Origin of the sequence: Gemmata sp. SH-PL17 (assembly GCF_001610855.1) — a bacterium.
GTDB classification, from domain to species: Bacteria; Planctomycetota; Planctomycetia; order Gemmatales; family Gemmataceae; genus Gemmata; species Gemmata massiliana.
In genome coordinates this window covers 8,095,040-8,111,744 of the sequence record NZ_CP011271.1, presented here as the reverse complement: position 1 = coordinate 8,111,744, position 16,705 = coordinate 8,095,040, and the positions used below count along the sequence as shown (strand labels likewise).

General features: G+C 64.8%; 15 protein-coding genes. 3 read left to right on the top strand and 12 right to left on the bottom strand.

Annotation, left to right across the window (positions count from 1 at the left end; all coding sequences use genetic code 11):
- Window positions 1-24: 24 nt before the first annotated feature.
- The 12 genes from VT84_RS33790 to VT84_RS33735 all read right to left on the bottom strand — a co-directional run bounded on the left by VT84_RS33790 (window position 25) and on the right by VT84_RS33735 (window position 13,146).
- The gene (locus VT84_RS33790) at window positions 25-972 is read right to left on the bottom strand and encodes an SgcJ/EcaC family oxidoreductase (protein ID WP_082842638.1); all 948 of its coding nucleotides are present in this window, start codon (window positions 970-972) and stop codon (window positions 25-27) included.
- A gap of 20 nt (window positions 973-992) precedes the next feature.
- Entirely contained in the window at window positions 993-2,279 is a 1,287-nt protein-coding gene (locus VT84_RS33785; RefSeq protein WP_052550860.1) for a BatD family protein, read from the bottom strand.
- Window positions 2,276-2,905 carry a tetratricopeptide repeat protein gene (locus tag VT84_RS33780; protein WP_239465550.1) on the bottom strand — a complete coding sequence of 210 codons (630 nt, stop codon included), beginning with the start codon at window positions 2,903-2,905 and terminating at the stop codon, window positions 2,276-2,278. Before VT84_RS33780 ends, VT84_RS33785 begins: the two co-directional genes overlap by 4 nt.
- Window positions 2,902-3,828 (bottom strand): VWA domain-containing protein, encoded by a 927-nt coding sequence (locus tag VT84_RS33775; protein ID WP_082842636.1) that lies wholly within the window; start codon window positions 3,826-3,828, stop codon window positions 2,902-2,904. The genes VT84_RS33780 and VT84_RS33775 overlap by 4 nt, the downstream gene beginning before the upstream one ends.
- Entirely contained in the window at window positions 3,828-4,844 is a 1,017-nt protein-coding gene (locus VT84_RS33770; RefSeq protein ID WP_052550864.1) for a vWA domain-containing protein, read from the bottom strand. The genes VT84_RS33775 and VT84_RS33770 overlap by 1 nt, the downstream gene beginning before the upstream one ends.
- Entirely contained in the window at window positions 4,838-5,317 is a 480-nt protein-coding gene (locus VT84_RS33765) for a DUF4381 domain-containing protein (protein ID WP_082842635.1), read from the bottom strand. Before VT84_RS33765 ends, VT84_RS33770 begins: the two co-directional genes overlap by 7 nt.
- Window positions 5,310-6,257, bottom strand: coding sequence for a DUF58 domain-containing protein (locus VT84_RS33760; protein WP_239465549.1), 948 nt, complete (start codon window positions 6,255-6,257; stop codon window positions 5,310-5,312). The genes VT84_RS33765 and VT84_RS33760 overlap by 8 nt, the downstream gene beginning before the upstream one ends.
- Window positions 6,254-7,219 carry an AAA family ATPase gene (locus tag VT84_RS33755; RefSeq protein WP_082842633.1) on the bottom strand — a complete coding sequence of 322 codons (966 nt, stop codon included), beginning with the start codon at window positions 7,217-7,219 and terminating at the stop codon, window positions 6,254-6,256. The genes VT84_RS33760 and VT84_RS33755 overlap by 4 nt, the downstream gene beginning before the upstream one ends.
- Before the next feature lie 229 nt (window positions 7,220-7,448).
- The gene (locus VT84_RS33750) at window positions 7,449-8,477 is read right to left on the bottom strand and encodes a DUF1254 domain-containing protein (RefSeq protein WP_082842632.1); all 1,029 of its coding nucleotides are present in this window, start codon (window positions 8,475-8,477) and stop codon (window positions 7,449-7,451) included.
- Window positions 8,478-8,546: 69 nt separating this feature from the next.
- Window positions 8,547-10,253: an arylsulfatase gene (locus tag VT84_RS33745; RefSeq protein ID WP_157470144.1), complete on the bottom strand. Its 1,707-nt coding sequence runs from the start codon at window positions 10,251-10,253 to the stop codon at window positions 8,547-8,549.
- A gap of 70 nt (window positions 10,254-10,323) precedes the next feature.
- Window positions 10,324-12,048, bottom strand: coding sequence for an arylsulfatase (locus VT84_RS33740; protein WP_204249679.1), 1,725 nt, complete (start codon window positions 12,046-12,048; stop codon window positions 10,324-10,326).
- A 90-nt stretch (window positions 12,049-12,138) separates the two neighbouring features.
- Entirely contained in the window at window positions 12,139-13,146 is a 1,008-nt protein-coding gene (locus VT84_RS33735) for an HAD family hydrolase (RefSeq protein ID WP_082842631.1), read from the bottom strand.
- Window positions 13,147-13,582: 436 nt separating this feature from the next.
- Between VT84_RS33735 and VT84_RS33730 the strand changes: the two genes are divergently transcribed.
- The 3 genes from VT84_RS33730 (at window position 13,583) to VT84_RS33720 (ending at window position 16,699) form a co-directional block, all read left to right on the top strand.
- Window positions 13,583-14,833, top strand: coding sequence for a hypothetical protein (locus VT84_RS33730; RefSeq protein ID WP_082842630.1), 1,251 nt, complete (start codon window positions 13,583-13,585; stop codon window positions 14,831-14,833).
- A gap of 370 nt (window positions 14,834-15,203) precedes the next feature.
- Window positions 15,204-16,160 carry a DUF1559 domain-containing protein gene (locus tag VT84_RS33725; RefSeq protein WP_082842629.1) on the top strand — a complete coding sequence of 319 codons (957 nt, stop codon included), beginning with the start codon at window positions 15,204-15,206 and terminating at the stop codon, window positions 16,158-16,160.
- 107 nt (window positions 16,161-16,267) lie between these two features.
- Entirely contained in the window at window positions 16,268-16,699 is a 432-nt protein-coding gene (locus tag VT84_RS33720; protein WP_052550879.1) for a hypothetical protein, read from the top strand.
- Window positions 16,700-16,705: the final 6 nt, after the last annotated feature.

Sequence of the window (16,705 nt, the reverse complement as noted above, 5' to 3'; positions counted from 1 at the left end):
TGATCCACCCGTGTGACGCCCGCGTTACTTCTTGACGCGCGTGACCTTGATCGGCGGAAGCGCCGGGAGCGGGACGTCGTCGGCTTCCCGGTCCGTGGTCTGCCAGGTGAACGAGTCGGGGCCGAGCGGGATGAGGACGTTGACGGAGCTGATCTCCGTTCCGTCCGGGAGCACGCCCGTTGCGTCGTTGATCCAGCGCTTACCGTCACGAACCCAAACAGCGTCGCTTGTGGTCCCGGAGCTGTCGAACATCCACGACCGCAGCCCGCCGGCCGGGTTCCGCCCGATTATCTGCGTGCCGGACGACACCGTTTTGCCGTCCTTCGTGATGGTGTACTTGCTGTTGATGAACACCTTGTTCTCGTCCCACGCATACGTCAGTTTCAGTTCCCCGCCCTCGCCCTTCGCGGTCCAGTCGCCGACGAGCCATTCGAGGTGCTGGGGGGTAACTTCGGTCGCGGGGTCCGGTACCCACTCGCGCACCGACGCGGCGCGCCACACGCCGTCTTCCAGTACGTGGAGCGCGGTGTACCGCGATTCGACCGCCGACTCGGTGCCCGGGAGCTTCAACCGCACCACGCCCTCGGCCGACGCGGTCCCGCGCCCGATGAGCCGAACCGATTCGATCTGAACGTCGACGGTCGCCTTGGGGTGCTCTTTGAAGAGTTCGGCGAGGCTCTTTTCGATCGCCGCGCGCCCCGTCACGGTCTCGTCATCGGCCCCCACGTACTCGCCCTCGTCCGTCCAGAGTGCGGCCGCGGCCTTGGCGTCGGCCGCGTTGAACGCCTTCGCGTACTCGGCGGTGATCTTCTTGATCCCGGCCTCTGCGCCGTCGGCCTTCGCGGGTTGGGCCGCGGCCTTTTCCGGTTGCGCCGCGGGCGCGTTCGTGAGCGACGGGGCGCGCCCGCCACTGACGAGCACGGCAGCGCTGACCGCGACAACTAGGCCCAGAATCATTCGGTGCCGTTTCATCGGTGCTTCCTCCCGAGGGGTCACCCGACCGGGTTCAATGGCGGCAAAGCCCGCGCCCCGGGCCGGGTCGTTGAGGGGCGCAGTGTACGACGGGCAAGTTTGATGCGAGCGAATAGTTGATGTGCGGTCCACGGTCCGGGAGCACCCGCCCCCGGGCGAACGTAGACGCGACTCGTTAGGTCCGCGAGCGCGCTAGACAGTTCGGGATCGGCGACTCGGCGCTCGAATTCGGCGAGAGACGTGAATCCGAACCGATCGAGCCATTGTTCCAGAGCGACGAACACGGCGTGCGCGTCGTGAGAGCGGCACGCGCGTTGAAGTCGGGCGAAGTAAGCTGACTCGGACGCACTCCACGCGGCGTAGCGTCGGGTACCCCACGACCAGAGACGCACGACCAGAAACCCGCCCAGCGCGGTCACACCGACGAGCACAGCGCCCACCCGCCACCACCGGCCGCGTGCATTTGAGGCAGTGGAAGTTGTGGTTGGCTCGGGCGCGGGCGCTGGAACGGCCGCTACTGTGAACGTCTTGCCGGGCAGTTTCACGATTTTCAGTTCGTTGGTGCCCAAGTCGAACCACGTCAGCGTTCGGTCCGGGACGGTCACGGTGCCGGCTTCTTTGCACACGTAGGTAACGATTTCGGTGCGCTGGCCCGTCAGCGCGCCGCGCTCGGTGCGATCGTTGACGACCGGCTCTTTGGGGTACGCGGCCAGTTCGTCGATCTCGTCGAGCCGGAACGGAGGGAACACCATCCCCGGCACGCCGTCCGCGGTCACGGTGAGCGCCCGCGTGAGCGCGTCACCGACTTTCAGCGCCTTCGGGTCCGGCTTCCAATCGTCTGTCACCTTGAGGTCGCGTGCAGCGATCACGGTCCCGAGTCCCTCCGCCCCCGGAGGAGTTTTCGCGGTGAATGACGCGCTCGCCGTGGTGACGAGTCGCTGAATCGTGGGCTTGCCGAACCCGGCGTTCGACTCGAACCGGACCGCGAATGCCGGGATCTGGACCGCTCCGGCCCGCTGCGCGTAAACGGCGAACTCGTGGCGCTGGGTGGTGAAACTCGTGTCACCGATCGTTTCCGAACCGACGATGGAGCCGCTCGGGGGTAGCACGACCGCCCCCGGGATCGGCGGCATATCGAACGAAGGTACGCCGGCAAACAGATCGGGGGTGTAGAGCGTGATCGCCAGCGTGACTCGCTGACCGACCCATACGCCGTCCTTTGGTGCCAGTTCTACCTTTGCGCGCGGAGGCGGATCGGCGGCCGTTACGGGCGCGGCGAAGAACAGGAGCGGGACGATGAACCTCACGGCGCCTTCTCCCCCGATTGCGCCTGGAACGCGAACTTCGCGCGCAAGAAGTCCGCCGGTTTTGTCTGCACGCGCCGTAACCACAGCCCGCGCAATTGCTCATCGTTCAGAGGCTCATCGCCCGCGACCTCGGTTTTCTGTCCGCGGTTCGCGTTCTTCCCCTTCTCAAAAACGATTTTGTCGGCCTTCACCTGCCCCCCGGTCTCGTCCCCGCCGGTGAGCTTCAACCGATCGCGCCGTACCACCGCAACCGCACGGTTTTTCAGGCACTCGGGCCAGTTGGCGCGCAGATTCAGCGCGCGATCGTAACTCGCAATCGCGGCATCGTACTTACCGAGCATCACGAGGCTGTTTCCGCGATCGAACGCGGCTTCCGGTGTGCTCACCGTGGCGAACGCGGACGCGGCGTCCTTGAAATTGCCCGCGCGATAGAGCGCGACACCGCGCCGGTACGGGTCGACGTAAACTTGCGCTGCGCCTTCAAACTGTCCCGCTCGAAACAGGCGATCGGCGCGCTGATCCGGTGAGGACCAGAGGTCCGGGTTGCGCTCGGATGCCAGTGCGAGTGCGGCCCCCGCGATCACCAGGGCACCCGCAAATAACATGAACGGTCGGCGCGTGCTCATGCTTCGCCCCCCGTGGATCGCACCATCCACCCGCGCCGAAACGACAACAGCGCCACGAGCGCGAGCGGGAAAACGAGCCAGTAGCCGAAGTCCTTCCAGCGCGCCCCGCCGGCTTGCTCCGAAACGGCCGAGAACCGCGTGTTGCGGCCGAGGCGCTGCACGTCCGCGTCGTCCGGCGACACGCGCACCACTGGCGCGTCGAGTACGGAAGCCGCTTGTCTGAGCGATTCCAGTTCCGGCCCTTCGCCGGCCACCGCCAGCACGCTCACCGGCGCGCGCCCCTCGGTGCTGTACTTCTCCAGCGCCTTTTGTTCGTCCGGAGAAGCACCATCCGCGATCCACAGCACCCACCCGGCCCGACCGGACTTCTTCACTGTTTCGTCGGCCGCGGTCAGGGCGGCGCCGGCGCTGGCCCCTTCAACGGGCATCACATCTGGTGACAGTTCCGCGGCGAATGCGGTAACGATTCCTGCATCAGACGTGAGCGGCATGACGCGGTGTGCGCTGCCGGCATAAGCGAAGAGCGCGGTCTGCGTGCCTGGACGCAGTTTGAGCAGGTCGCGCATTTTCTCTGTCGCGCGGGCGAGCCGGTTCGGTTGCACGTCCTCAGACTTCATCGAGGGCGTGACCTTCACGACGATCACGAGCACCGCGGTGTCCTCCGCGAACGGCGCAGGTTCGCGTTCCCACGTTGGCCCGGCCAGAGCGACTGTCCCGAGCAACCACCCGATGAGGAGCGCGGTTACCGGTCGGAACCAGCCGCGCTCTTCGTGCCCGGTAAGCAGGTGCGGGAGCAGGTGTGGTGCGACGATTTTCCGCCACGCGCGACCTGCGTCCTCAGTCGCCCACAATCGCCATGCCAGCACACCGGCCGGAACGACCGCGAGCAGCCACCACGGACGGAGGAAATGGAACTCCGTCATCACACCCTCGCGACTTGGGCAGGTGAGCGCGCCCTCGATGGCGTCCGTAAACGGTTCGCCAGTACCCCAACGACCGCTGGTACGAAGCTCAGCACGAATCCCGCCGCGAGCGGCCAGTGAAACAGGTCGCGCCGCGGGCGGTGTGAGATCGTTTGGGCCTCGCGTGTGGGCAGTTCGTCGAGCCGCTTGTAGATCGCGTCCAGTTCGGCCCGGTTACCGGCGTGCGAATACGTTCCGCCGGTGGTGCCCGCGACCCGCTTGAGTGCCTCTTCGTCGAGCTTGTCCTCGCCCGCTGATTTGGGATCACCGACCGCGACCGTGTAAATGACGATCCCCTTATCCTTCGCGACCGCGGCGGCCTTTTCGGGCGGCACCTGGCTACCGGTGTCGTTGCCGTCGGTCAGAACGATCAGCACCTTTTCGGGCACGTCGCTCCGGTCGAAGACCGTGATCGCCAGCCCGATCGCGTCGCCGAGTGCCGTTTTTGGCCCGGCCATGCCGACGCGCGTTTCGGCGAGCAGTTCGTGGCACACGTCGAGGTCTTGCGTGAACGGCGCCTGAACGAACGGCGCGTTCCCGAACACGATCAGCCCCACGCGGTCGCCCTTGCGCCGCGTCAAAAAATCATCGAGCACCTGCTTCACCGCGGTGAGCCGGTCCGTGGTCTTTCCGGCCGAATCGGTGAAGTCGCGCGTCTCCATCGAGCCGGACAGATCCACCGCGAGCATCATGTCGCGGACCGGTACGGTTCGACTGATCGGCGGTTCGAGCCACTGTGGGCGCACGAGCGCAGACACAATGCACAGCCAGCCGCCGATGAGCACGAACCCGCGCACCCACCCGCCGCGCAGCACGACAGCGCCGGTCGTCGGCTCCTGACCGGTGAGGCGCGCGAGGCGCGGGAGGAACGGTACCCGGAGCGCTTCGCGGTGCTCGCGGTATGCAGGTGCCGCCCACCGCACCAAGAGGGGTAGCGGTAGCACAGCGAGCAGCCAGGGATAGGCGAGTGTCAGCATCGGTGGTGCGTGATCCAGTGCCGAACGACGGCCACGAGCTTCGGAACATCGGGCGCTGTGCCCGGTTCCGCGCGCTGGTAAATCGCGTCTCCCAAGAGTCGCCCGTCGCCGCTCGTGAAAGCGCCTGTTCCACCGGTCGCGTCGAGGAACCCGAGCCACGCCGCGCCCGTGAGTGACGCGACGCGCTCGCGCGGGAACGCCGCGAGCGCCGTCCGCTTCAACAGTTCCGCCATCTCAATCACGGCCGTGGACACTTGTGCGCGGTGCTCGATCAGGTCGAGTTCCCGCAGTGCGTCGCGCCGGTATCGGTTGCGGCGCCAGCGATCCACCGCGGCCCACACACTGACGCCGAGCAATACCAGCGCAACCCCCGCGATCACGTACCACCCCGGTGCGAGGGGCCACCACGACACCGGAGGGGGAACGGCGATGTCGTGTAGTCGATCGAGACTACCTGGATCGGTGTCAGCCACGGCGCCCCCCCGGTCGGGCGCCGAGCGCGCGCAGAACCTGGTCGGTCACGTCCGCGTCTGTGCGAACCGGCAGTACGGGAACCTCGCGCGTCAGCAGGAACTTCTTCGCCGCTGCGAACCGCTCATCGAACTCCCGGCGGAACCCGCTTTGCACGGAGGCGCTGCCGGTATCGACTTCCATTTGCCGCGTGCCGTCTGAAACGACCAGATTCCCCGCGGCGGGCAGATCCGTTTCAAGTGGGTCGAACACGAACGCGATCAGGACGTCGTTGTGCCGCGCGATCGTCGTGAGCAATTGTCGCGTATCCGGGTTCGCCCCGGCCGCGTCGGAGATCAGCACCACGAGGAAATCGTGTGTCGCCACTCGCACCGCGCGCCGTAGGGCCTCGTTCAGCATCTCGGGACCGGGCTTGGCGGGCGAGTTCGCCCGAAGCTCGTGGTTCCGCTGTGCGATCGTGCCCAACAGGTGCATCACGGTGGACCGCGTGCGCTGCGGGCGGATCTCCGTGATTTCGGAATCGTTAAACACAATTGCGCCGACGCGGTCCTTCACCGCAACCGTGCGCCACGCGGCGAGCGCGGCGAGTTCGGCCGCCGCGACCGACTTCATCGCCTTCACGCTACCGAAGAACATCCCGATCCGCTGATCGACCAAGAGCAGCACCGGGCGCTCACGCTCTTCGGTGAACACGCGGCTGTGCGGTGATCGCATGCGCGCGGTCACCTTCCAGTCGATCGTGCGGGGGTCGTCCCCGGGCAGGTACTTGCGGATCTCCTCGAAATCCAGTCCGCGCCCGCGCAGTTTTGAAGTGTGCCCGCCCGCGAGTAGACTCGTCACCGGCTGGCGCGGCAGGAGGCTGAACCCCCGCGCCTTGTGCCGGAGGGCCGCGAGTTGCTCCAGGGTGACGTACACCCCGGCACTGGCATCGGGAGGGTTCACGGTACGGCCACCTTCTTGATAACTTCGGCCACCACCTGATCGGGCGTGGTGCCGTCCGCGGCGGCCTCGTAACTCAGGATGAGCCGGTGCCGCAGGCATTCCGGTGCGATCGCCCGCACGTCGTCCGGGGTCACGTGGTCGCGCCCCTGGAGCCAGGCGTAGGCTCGTGAACAGCGGTCGAGCGCGAGCGTCCCGCGCGGGCTGGCCCCGACCTGAATCCACTTCTTGAGATCGGCCGAGAAGTCTCCTGGCCGCCGCGTCGCAGCGATCACGCTGACGATGTACTTTTCCAGCGCCTCAGACACGAACACTTTGTGAACTTCCGCCCGTGCATCGGTCACTACCTGTTGGGGTAGTTTCGCGGTCTCGGGCGGCTTGGACGAGCCCTCTTCGCCGCGCACGAGTCGGAGGATCTGGCGCTCCTCGTCGTCCGTGCCGTACCCGAGGATGACTTTCATCAGGAAGCGATCCGTTTGCGCTTCGGGCAGCGGGTACGTCCCCTCCTGCTCGATGGGGTTCTGCGTCGCCATGACGAGGAACAGCGGCGGCAGTGCGTGCGTCGTACCGGCGACGGTCACCTGCCGCTCCTCCATCGCTTCGAGGAGCGCGGCCTGGGCCTTAGCAGGTGCGCGGTTGATCTCGTCGGCGAGGACGAGGTTGCCGAAGATCGGTCCCGGTTGGAACTTGAACGTCCCCTTCCCGCCCTCGTCGTAGTACACCTCCGAGCCGGTCACGTCGGCCGGGAGCAGGTCCGGGGTGAACTGAATGCGGCGGAACTCGCTTTCGAGGTTCTTGGCCAGCGTTTTGATGGTGCGCGTCTTCGCCAGCCCGGGCAACCCCTCCATCAACACGTGCCCGTCGGCCAGGAGCGCGACGAGCAGTCGATCGATCGCGGCCTGCTGACCGATGATCGACGTGCCGATGCGCTTTTTCAGTTCCAGGATCGAGTCGCGTGCGGACATTCAGATCCCCGTAATGTAGTTCAGGTAGCCTTCCATCCGGATGGTTGTGATTGAGCGCGAATAACGGGCGGAGCAAGCCGGTCGCTCCGGTCGGTTCTCCCTCCACAGTGCTCGTGATCGAATCTCTGGGGCGCGGGCGGTTCGGAAGCGCCGACCGGGTGCCCTAGAACCGCCCGCCCAACTGCACCGAAAAATCGAGCACGAATTGCGCGCCGCGACTCGCCCGGACTCACTTCACGTGCTGGGCGTCGGGAACCTTCCAGGTGCCGTCCAGGATCTCTTTGCGCGGGCGGTACATGCGGAACACGTAGTTCCACCCCGGTGTAACGGGCAGGCAGTTCGGCGTGCCCTCGTCGCCGCCGAACTGGATCGTTACCGAGCCGTCCGCGTCCCGCTTCGCGGTGACGTTGTTCAGCGTGTAAGCGTTCTTCTCGTTCTTCTCGAAGAAGCCGTCTTTGTTGTAAACGCTGACGGACCAGAACCCGTCCACCGGGACGTCCTTGACCGTGAGCCGGTACACCGTTTTCCCGTCGTTGAACTTCGGTACGGCACCCGCGTAGAGCGCGGCGGTGCGCGGGTTCCCGCCCCAGCCCGCGGCCGTGCCGATCAGGTGCTGAACCGGATCGACCTCACTTTTGCGCCCGAACATGCGAGACGAGTCCAGCCCGCCGTTAGCTGCAGCGAGTGCGAGCAGCGCGTCGCGAACCTTCTTGAGTGACGGCTGGTCCCAGTTCGGCACCTTGAACTTGCCTGGCGCCTTTTGCTCCGCCTTGATCGCGTCCTGTAAGGCGTGGACCGCTTTGACATCCTCCGCGGAGTCCGGGATCACAAAGGTCCGGACCGCCAGACACACGTAGCGCGTGCCGACTTGTTCCTGCGTGAAAGTGTGCGCGCCCGGCTTGTAGATCACGTCGAGCGCGTAATGGTCCTCGTTGATGACCTGCACCGCCAGGTACCGTTTCCCGGCGTCCGGGAGCGTGATCGTGACCGGCCCGGCCTCCAAGTCGAACACGCCGAACGAGTACAGCGTGTCCCGGTTCAGGCGAATCACCGTCTGTTTGTCGATGGGGGCCAGTTCGCGCTCGTGGTGGAACTTGCCGAACCCGCCCTCTGTCACGAACCGGGTGAAGTACGTATCGCTCTCGGCGCGGACGAAGTTGTCCACCGTCACCCGCACGGGCGGGGAATCGTTCGCGGATGCGGTGGTCAACCAACCGGCCGCAACGAGCGCGGCCGAGATCAGGAATCGCGAGTGCATGGGTCGCTCTGGTTCTGAGTGGCAGTCGGCGCGGGCCGGGACAGATTCCCGGCCCGTACCGTATCGATGTTACTTGCCCTTGAGACCGGATTCGAGCTTCTCGATGACCTGATCGATCGAGAAACTGGCCGGTCGCTGGCGCGTCGGGAAATCCTTGTACGTCTTGAGGTACGCGCCGACCTTCTCGACCGAAGGGAGCAGCAGGTAGGCGTGGTCGATCAGCCAGCCGTGGTAGTAGGCCGAGGCGTCGATGGAGTACTCGTAAGGGTCGCTCTTCAGATCGATGACCTGCGGCGTCCGCAGTACCGTGAAGGGTTGGACCCAGACCTCCACGCCCTTCGCGTTCTGTGTCTGGTACGTGTACTTGAAGCGGTCGTCGCGGTAGGCCACGAGGGCGCCGTCGTCGCTGAAGTAGAAGAACTCGTGCCGGGCGCCCTTGTCGGTTTTGCCGGTGAGGTAGTCGAGCTGGTTGTAGCCGTCCAAGTGGACCTTGAACTTTTTGTCGCCGGCCTGGACGCCCTTGGTCGCGCTCTCGCGCAGGTTCGGGTCGCCGCCGGCCGCGGCGACGAGCGTCACCAGCCAGTCTTCGGCCGAGAACAGTTCCGTGAAGTTCGAGCCGGGTTTGATGTGGCCCGGCCAGCGGACCAGTGCCGGCACGCGGAACGCGCCGTCCCAGTTCGTGTCCTTCTCGGACCGGAACGGGGACGCCCCGCCGTCCGGCCACATGCTCTTCATCGCGCCGTTGTCGGTGGTGTAGACCACGATCGTGTTGTCCGCGATCTTCAGGTCGTCGAGCTGCTTCAGCAGTTCGCCCACCATCCCGTCGTGTTCGGTCATACCGTCCGCTTGAGTCCCGAGCCCGGTTTTGCCCTTCGACGCGGGCTTGAGGTGCGTGAAGATGTGCATGCGGGTGCTGTTGAACCAGCAGAAGAACGGCTTGTCGGCCTTGTGGCTGCGGTCGATGAAGTCCTTCGCCGCGGCCAGGAACTCCTCGTCCACCGTCTCCATCCGCTTCTTCGTGAGTGGTCCCGTATCCGTGATTTTCCCGTCGGAGGTACACTTCAGCACCCCGCGCGGGCCGAACTTCTTCTTGAATTCTGGGTCTTTGGGATAGTCCTCGTTCTCCGGTTCCTGTTCGGCGTTGAGGTGGTACAAGTTGCCGAAGAACTCGTCGAACCCGTGCGCGGTGGGCAGGAATTCGTCGCGGTCGCCGAGGTGGTTCTTCCCGAACTGGCCGGTCGCATAGCCGAGCGGCTTGAGGAACTCGGCGATCGTCGGGTCTTCCTTCTGGAGGCCCACCTTTGCGCCGGGCATTCCGACCTTCGTCAGCCCCGTGCGGAACGGGCATTGCCCGAGGATGAACGCCGCGCGCCCCGCGGTGCAGGATTGTTGACCGTAGTAGTTAACGAACACCCCGCCTTCTGCGCCGATGCGATCGATGTTCGGCGTGGTGAAGCCCATCAACCCGCGGCTGTAGGCGCTGACGTTCGACTGGCCGATATCGTCGCCGAAGATGACGAGGATATTGGGCTTCTTACCGTCCTTCTGCGCGTTCGCGCTCACCTTCGCGTTGTGCGCGTTGATCGCAGTGAGTGCCGCGGTCTTGTCCGGGCTCGCACAGCACGCTCCATCGGCACACGGGGTAGAATCCGCCGCGGTCGTGGCCTGTTGCTCGGCGCGCAACAGTGCGTCGAACTTGCCGCTGGCCCCGGCCCACCCGCCCGCGGCGCCGATCGTCAGCGCGATCATCACGGGAATGTTCGCTACCCGAAACATGAAGTCACTCCTCCGGTGAGAGTGCGAGGCGCCCACACGAGCGCCTCGCAGAGAGATCGGCGATCGCCGGTTAGCGCGGCTTCAGCCCTTCCACCTCTTTAAGCCGCTTCAGCGCGTCCTGCTGTCGAAGCATCCCGTAATTGATGCCGCCGGCGTTGAGCGAGCTGCCGGACTGGTACGGGAACTTGTCGAAGTCCGAGAAGAACTCCTTGATCTTTCCCTGAACGGGGACGATGAGCCACATGTTCTGGGCGAGGAACTTGACGGCCCCGCCGCCCTCTTCCATCCCGCGCTCGTAGGGGTCCATGCGCAGGTTCGCGATGAGCGCCCAGGCCGACACCTCACGGGTGCCGGTCGCGATGTTCCCCTTCGTCGAGGCGAAGCTCAGCTTCCAGTCGTTCCACCGGAGCGCGTTGAGGTTGCCGCCCTGGTCGAAGTACATGATCGAGTCGCGCGGGCCGGCCTTCTCCTTGCCCTCGAAGTAGGGCATGAAGTTGTGCCCATCGAGGTGGACCTTGAACTTCTTGCCGTTCGCTTCCGTCCCCGCGGCCATCTTCTCCTTGATGTCCGGCGCGCCCGCGGCGGCGCAGAGCGTCGGGAACCAGTCGATCAGCGAGATGACGTCGTTGTAAACCGTGCCCGGTTTGACGACGCCCGGCCAGCGCACCATCATCGGGATGCGGAACCCGCCCTCCCACGTCGTGCCCTTTTCGCCGTGGAACATGGTCATCGCGCCGTCCGGCCACAGCGCGATTTCCGCGCCGTTGTCGGTGGTGTAGAGCACGATCGTGTCGTCCGCGATCTTCAGGTCGTCGAGCTGTTTCAGCAGTTCGCCGACCATGCCGTCGTGCTCCACCATCCCGTCCGCGTGGATGCCCTTACCCGTCTTGCCCAGCGACTCCTTCTTGAGGTGCGTGAAGACGTGCATGCGCGTGGAGTTGAACCAGCAGAAGAACGGCTTGTTGGCCTTGTGCTGGCGGTCGATGAAGTCCTTCGCCGCGGCCAGGAGCTCCTCGTCCACCGTCGGCATGCGCTTGGTGTTGAGTGGTCCGGTGTCGGTGATCTTGCCATCGGACGTACACTTCAACACCCCACGCGGGCCGAACTTCTTCTTGAACTCCGGATCTTTCGGATAGAAGTACCCCTCCGGTTCTTCCTCGGCGTTGAGGTGGTACAGGTTGCCGAAGAACTCGTCGAACCCGTGGTTGGTCGGGAGGTGCTTGTCCTGGTCGCCGAGGTGGTTCTTCCCGAACTGTCCGGTCGCGTAACCCTGGGCCTTCAGCGCGTCCGCGATGGTGGGCATCCAGTCTTGGATACCGTGCGGGTCACCGGGCATGCCAATCGTCAGCAACCCGGTGCGGAACGGTTCCTGGCCGAGAATGAATGACGCGCGGCCCGCGGTGCAGCTCTGCTGACCGTAGGAGTCGGTGAAGAGTGCGCCTTCCTTCGCGATGCGGTCGATGTTCGGCGTCCGGTAACCCATCAACCCCTGTGTGTAGGCGCTGATTTGCGGGATACCGATGTCGTCGCCGAAGATGACGAGGATGTTGGGCTTCTTGCCGTCCTTCTGGAGGTTCGCGCTCACTTTCGCGTTGTGCGCGTTGATCGCGGTGAGCGCCGCGGCCTTGTCCACGCCCGCGCAGCACCCACCCTCGGCACACACTTCAGTCGGCGCGTTTGTCGTTTTCGGCTCAGCACGCAGCAGGGAATCGAACTTCCCGCTAGCCCCGGCCCACCCACTCACCGCCCCGACCGCCAGTGCGATCACGAGAGCGAAGTTCGACGTTCGGAACATGGTGCCCCTCTCTGTTGAGTACGGGAACTCGGGCGCCCGCAACTCGCGGGCGCCACTCCACGGTCAACGCTCTTGGTGCTTCGGCGAACCCTATTTCTTTGTTGGGAAGACCGTCTTCCAGTCGTCCTTGATGCTCGTGACCACCCACCCGCGTTTCGCGGCTTCGTCCAGTCCGCGGTCGAGCTTCCCGACGGGCGATTTGCGGTCGTAAGCGAACTCGCGTGCGGCGTCGGTGTGGTGAACGAGCAGCCCGAACCGCGATCCTTTGGCCGTCGTGGTGTATTCGAGCATCTCGAAATCACCGTCCGAGTTGCCGAACGCCATGAGCGGTCGGCGCCCGATTGCGCGGGCGATCCCGACTGGCTTTCCCGCGTGGTCGTCGATCAGATCGATGTTCGGTTCGATGACGACGGCCGATTTGCCGTCCTTCGCGGTGTACTTCGTCTTGAACGTGGTGCCGACGACCTGCTCGGGCGGCACGCCGTAGACCTTCTCGGCCCACGGGCGCATGGAATCGACCGTTCCGCCGGACACGATGAACGTCTTGAACCCGTTCGCCCGCAGGTACGCGAGCACTTCGAGCATCGGCTGGTAGACGCACTCGGTGTACGGCCGCTCGTACTTCGGGTGCCGCGCGGTGGCGAGCCAGTCGGTTACCGTGGTTTCAAACTCCTCGATCGTCATCCCCGTGTGCGTGGCGATCAGGATCGCGGCCAACCCCTTCTCGCCGGACGCGGCGAGCGTCTTGTGGTCGCCTTCCAGCACTGCCTTGAACGGTTGCTGGTCCTTCCACTCCGGGTGCTTGTCGGCGAGCGCCTTGACCCGATCGATCGCGAACGCGAACTGGACGTAGATCGGCTGCTCGCACCAGAGCGTGCCGTCGTTGTCGAACACCGCGACGCGCTCGGCGGGCGGGACGAAGTCCGGGGAACCGTCCTTCGTGACTTTTGCGACGAACGCCGTGAGCGCCTTCTTCGGGGCCGTATCGTTCCACGACGGGAGCGGATCTGCGGGCGCAGCCCGGGCGCCCCCGGACGGAGCGGGAAGTAACGTTCCCCCTGCCACGAGCAGGAGGGGGACGAAGATCGCGGACTGCATGGCCACGCCCTGAAAACCGGACAACGGTACTAGCGGTCGGCCGGTTACCGTCCGCGAGCGGCCCTAAATCCTTGGGCTTCGTGGGCGATCCGTTCGGGAAGTGCGTGGTAGATGATGCGCCGATCGACCGAGTGTGACAAGCAGAAAGCCGACGGGAAATTCAAATTCAATTTCAACCAGAATCTTGAGGCGCACCGATACGACGACAAATGGCGCTGAGTACACGGTCAGAGTGCGACCGGTGACTGCTGGTTTCGTAAATATTCAGATCGATCATTCTGATCAAAAAATGCCCTTGGGCTCACAACAGAAAATTGGTCCGGTAACACTCCGCGCGGTTTCCCGCTCCCCTACCTGAGCGGGCGAGGGAACGGTGAGGGTGCCGCCCCGGGGTCCGCCTCTAGATCCGTGCGGCGGACCGCCGCGGGAGTGTCCCGTGAAGAAATTGCTTGCCAAGGTTTTTGGTGGTGAGGCCCGGCCCCAGCCGACGCGCCCGACCTCGGGGTTCCGACCGTCGATGGAGGTGCTCGAAGGGCGCGCGCTGATGTCGGTCGTCGGCCCGGAACTGCACGTGAACACGATCACGTCGCTGTACCAGGACCAGGTCGCCGTCTCCAGTTCCCCGGCCTCGAACGGTGGGTCAGTTGTAGCCTGGAGGCACCAGTACAACACGAGCGGCACCGACACCGACATCCACATCCAGCGGTACGACCAGTTCGGGAACCGGCTCGGCGGCGAGATCACCGTTGCGGCGGGCATCTTCCGGGAGAGTCAGCCGTCCGTGGCGATGGACGGGGCCGGTAACTTCGTCGTCGTTTGGGTGGACGACGTCAACAACTCCGGGAACACGAACATCCTGGCCCAGCGGTTCTTCGCCAACGGCAACCGCAACGGCGGCGTGATTACCGTGGCCAACGACGCCCGGGCCGAGTACGACCCGGACGTCGCGATGGACTGGGCCGGGAACTTCGCGGTGAGTTACACGCTCCAGTACTCGGCCAACGACCGCGACGTGTACGTCCGCCGGTTCGCCGCCAACGGCACCGCGATCGGGTCGAACGTGGTGGCCGGCAGCGGGCTGAACGAGTACTCGGCCAGCATCGCCCGGACCGCGGACGGTCGGTTCGCCGTCGCGTACCAGATCGACCGGCCGAGCGGCAATTCGATCGATAGCGACATTCTCCTCAATCGGTACACCGCCGCCGGCGCGCTCCAGACCTCGCAAGCCGTCGCCAACACGGGCCGGAACGAGTACTCCCCGGACATCGCGATGGACGCATTCGGGAACACGACGCTGGTTTACGAGGAAGCGTATGCGAACCTCGACCACGACATCCGGGCGCGCCGGATCTCGAACACCGGCGCGCTGAGCGCGACGATGTACGTGGACGGCAGCACCGACTACGAGTTCGCCCCGGCGGTCGCGGTGAACCCGAGCACGGGCAAGTTCGTGGTCGCGTACCAGCGCCTGCACAGCAACGGCTCGCAGCTCAGCGGCCCGAACCAACAGATCGTCCGCGAAATGACTGCGGACGGGTTGATCTTGAACACGGTGAACCTGGGCGACCGGTTCACCGCCTCGATCGGGATGAACGGGTCCGGTACCTACTTCATCGGGGACGTCGGGTACAACGTCCCCGGCGACCAGGGTCTCGGGATCTTCGCCCGCCGCGGCGTCCTGGTTTGATCGATTGTCTACCGCGAAGCTGTAACTAGTTTCGCGGCGAGATCGCCCCGCTGCCGCCCGATCCCTTATCAAAATGGATCGGGCGGTACTTATTTTTACAGGCGTTCTTCCGCGCGCTTGAAATGCCCCAAATCACTTGAATCGATGAGTACGGTCACCAGGCGCATTGTGTAGATTTCCCACGTGGCGGAGCGTCCCGTGTGCGACTTCTCACTCGGCCCATCACATTGCGAACCGAGTCAATCCCAAAGTAATAAGAACTGACGATTCTCGTGTTGCCGGTGTCGCGTGACGGGCGATAATATCCCATGTCTCCCAAACTCGCAGGGGGACTCATGTCACGTCAGTTTCTGTGCATTTCGAGGCTCTTATGTACTCTCCCCGTCGCGGTCCGCGTGGGTTCACGCTGATCGAGCTATTGGTCGTGATCGCGATCATCGCGATTCTCATCGGGCTACTCTTGCCCGCGGTTCAAAAAGTGCGGGACGCCGCCGCCCGCATTCAGTCGGCGAACAATCTGAAGCAACTCGGCATCGCCTGTCACTCGGTCAACGACGTCAGCGGCACCCTTCCGCTGGTATGGAACCCGTGGTGGGGCAACGCATCGCCGTTTCTCCAACCGTGGCCCGCGGACAACACCGGGCACCTGATCCTGCTCCCGTTCATCGAGCAGGACAACCTCCAGAAGCAGGAGAAGCAGTACGGCCCCTGGCGCGAGACCGGCACCCTCCCAACCGGTACCGTGGCCGTGTGCGAAACGGTGGTGAAGACCTACCAGGCCCCCGCCGGCGGACTCACCGGCGTTCAGACGTTCGGAGGCAACTACGGGAACGGCAGCGGGGCGTGGTACTCGTGGATGAAGACCAACACGTTCTCCACCACGAATTACGTGCTGAACATCCAGGTCTTCGGGAACCCGTCGAACGTGGCGGGCGACGTGTGGGACGGGTGGAACCTCAATAAGACCACGCGCCCGCTCGCGGTGCAGAGGATCTCCGACGGCAGCTCGAACACGGTGATGTTGGCCGAAAAACTGTCGAGTTGCCCGCTGAGCTGGATGGCCGGCGGGAAGAGCTACGTTACGTTCGCCGGGGCGAGCTACGAGTACCCCAACGCGCCGGTGTTCCACGGCGGCCAAGGGGCGCCCCAATTCGGCGCCACCATCGCGAACTGCGACCCGGCCCGCGTTCACGCGCTGTCCACCGGTGTGATGCTCACCGGTATGGCTGATGGCAGCGTCCGTAACGTGTCGGCCGGAGTCTCGGCCAGCACCTGGGCCATCGCCTGTGGCCCGCAGGACGGCGCGGTGTTGCCGTCCGACTGGTAACTGTTGTCACCGGTTCCTAAACGTGGAACCGTTCCCGTTCACCGTTCCCCCGCCCCAGCACAAAGCCAGGGCGGGCGCGGGGCCGCACCACCATACACACAGACATCATGCTGAATTTTCACTCGGGCCGGTCCCGCGCGACCGGGCTTTGTCTCGCGTTTCTCGCCGGTCTCGGCGTCCTCGGCTGCGGGTCAAAGACACCCACCGGCGAGGTGTACGGAACCGTCACCTACAAGAACGCTCCCGTATCCGCGGGCACGGTCAAGTTCATCCCGGAGAAGGGAGAGCCGGTGTCCGCCGATCTGGGACCGGACGGTACTTACCGAGCCACGGGCGTACCGGCCGGGAAAGCCAAGATCGCGATCGAAACGATCCGCTTCAAGAACCTGACGCCACCCCCGGCGGGAATGGCCAAGATGATGGGCGGACCGAAGATGCACTACGTGCCGATCCCGGACAAGTACGAGAAAGCCGAAACCACGGATTTGTCCGTCGACGTGATCGACGGGAAGAAAGAGTGGAAGATCACTCTGGAGTAAGCAAAC

Excerpts from the sequence above, each read along its gene's own strand:
- VT84_RS33790 (WP_082842638.1), bottom strand. The coding sequence starts at position 972 with ATGAAACGGCACCGAATGATTCTGGGCCTAGTTGTCGCGGTCAGCGCT.
- VT84_RS33780 (WP_239465550.1), bottom strand. The coding sequence starts at position 2,905 with ATGAGCACGCGCCGACCGTTCATGTTATTTGCGGGTGCCCTGGTGATC.
- VT84_RS33775 (WP_082842636.1), bottom strand. The coding sequence starts at position 3,828 with ATGACGGAGTTCCATTTCCTCCGTCCGTGGTGGCTGCTCGCGGTCGTT.
- VT84_RS33770 (WP_052550864.1), bottom strand. The coding sequence starts at position 4,844 with ATGCTGACACTCGCCTATCCCTGGCTGCTCGCTGTGCTACCGCTACCC.
- VT84_RS33755 (WP_082842633.1), bottom strand. The coding sequence starts at position 7,219 with ATGTCCGCACGCGACTCGATCCTGGAACTGAAAAAGCGCATCGGCACG.
- VT84_RS33750 (WP_082842632.1), bottom strand. The coding sequence starts at position 8,477 with ATGCACTCGCGATTCCTGATCTCGGCCGCGCTCGTTGCGGCCGGTTGG.
- VT84_RS33745 (WP_157470144.1), bottom strand. The coding sequence starts at position 10,253 with ATGTTTCGGGTAGCGAACATTCCCGTGATGATCGCGCTGACGATCGGC.
- VT84_RS33740 (WP_204249679.1), bottom strand. The coding sequence starts at position 12,048 with ATGTTCCGAACGTCGAACTTCGCTCTCGTGATCGCACTGGCGGTCGGG.
- VT84_RS33735 (WP_082842631.1), bottom strand. The coding sequence starts at position 13,146 with ATGCAGTCCGCGATCTTCGTCCCCCTCCTGCTCGTGGCAGGGGGAACG.
- VT84_RS33725 (WP_082842629.1), top strand. The coding sequence starts at position 15,204 with ATGTACTCTCCCCGTCGCGGTCCGCGTGGGTTCACGCTGATCGAGCTA.
- VT84_RS33720 (WP_052550879.1), top strand. The coding sequence starts at position 16,268 with ATGCTGAATTTTCACTCGGGCCGGTCCCGCGCGACCGGGCTTTGTCTC.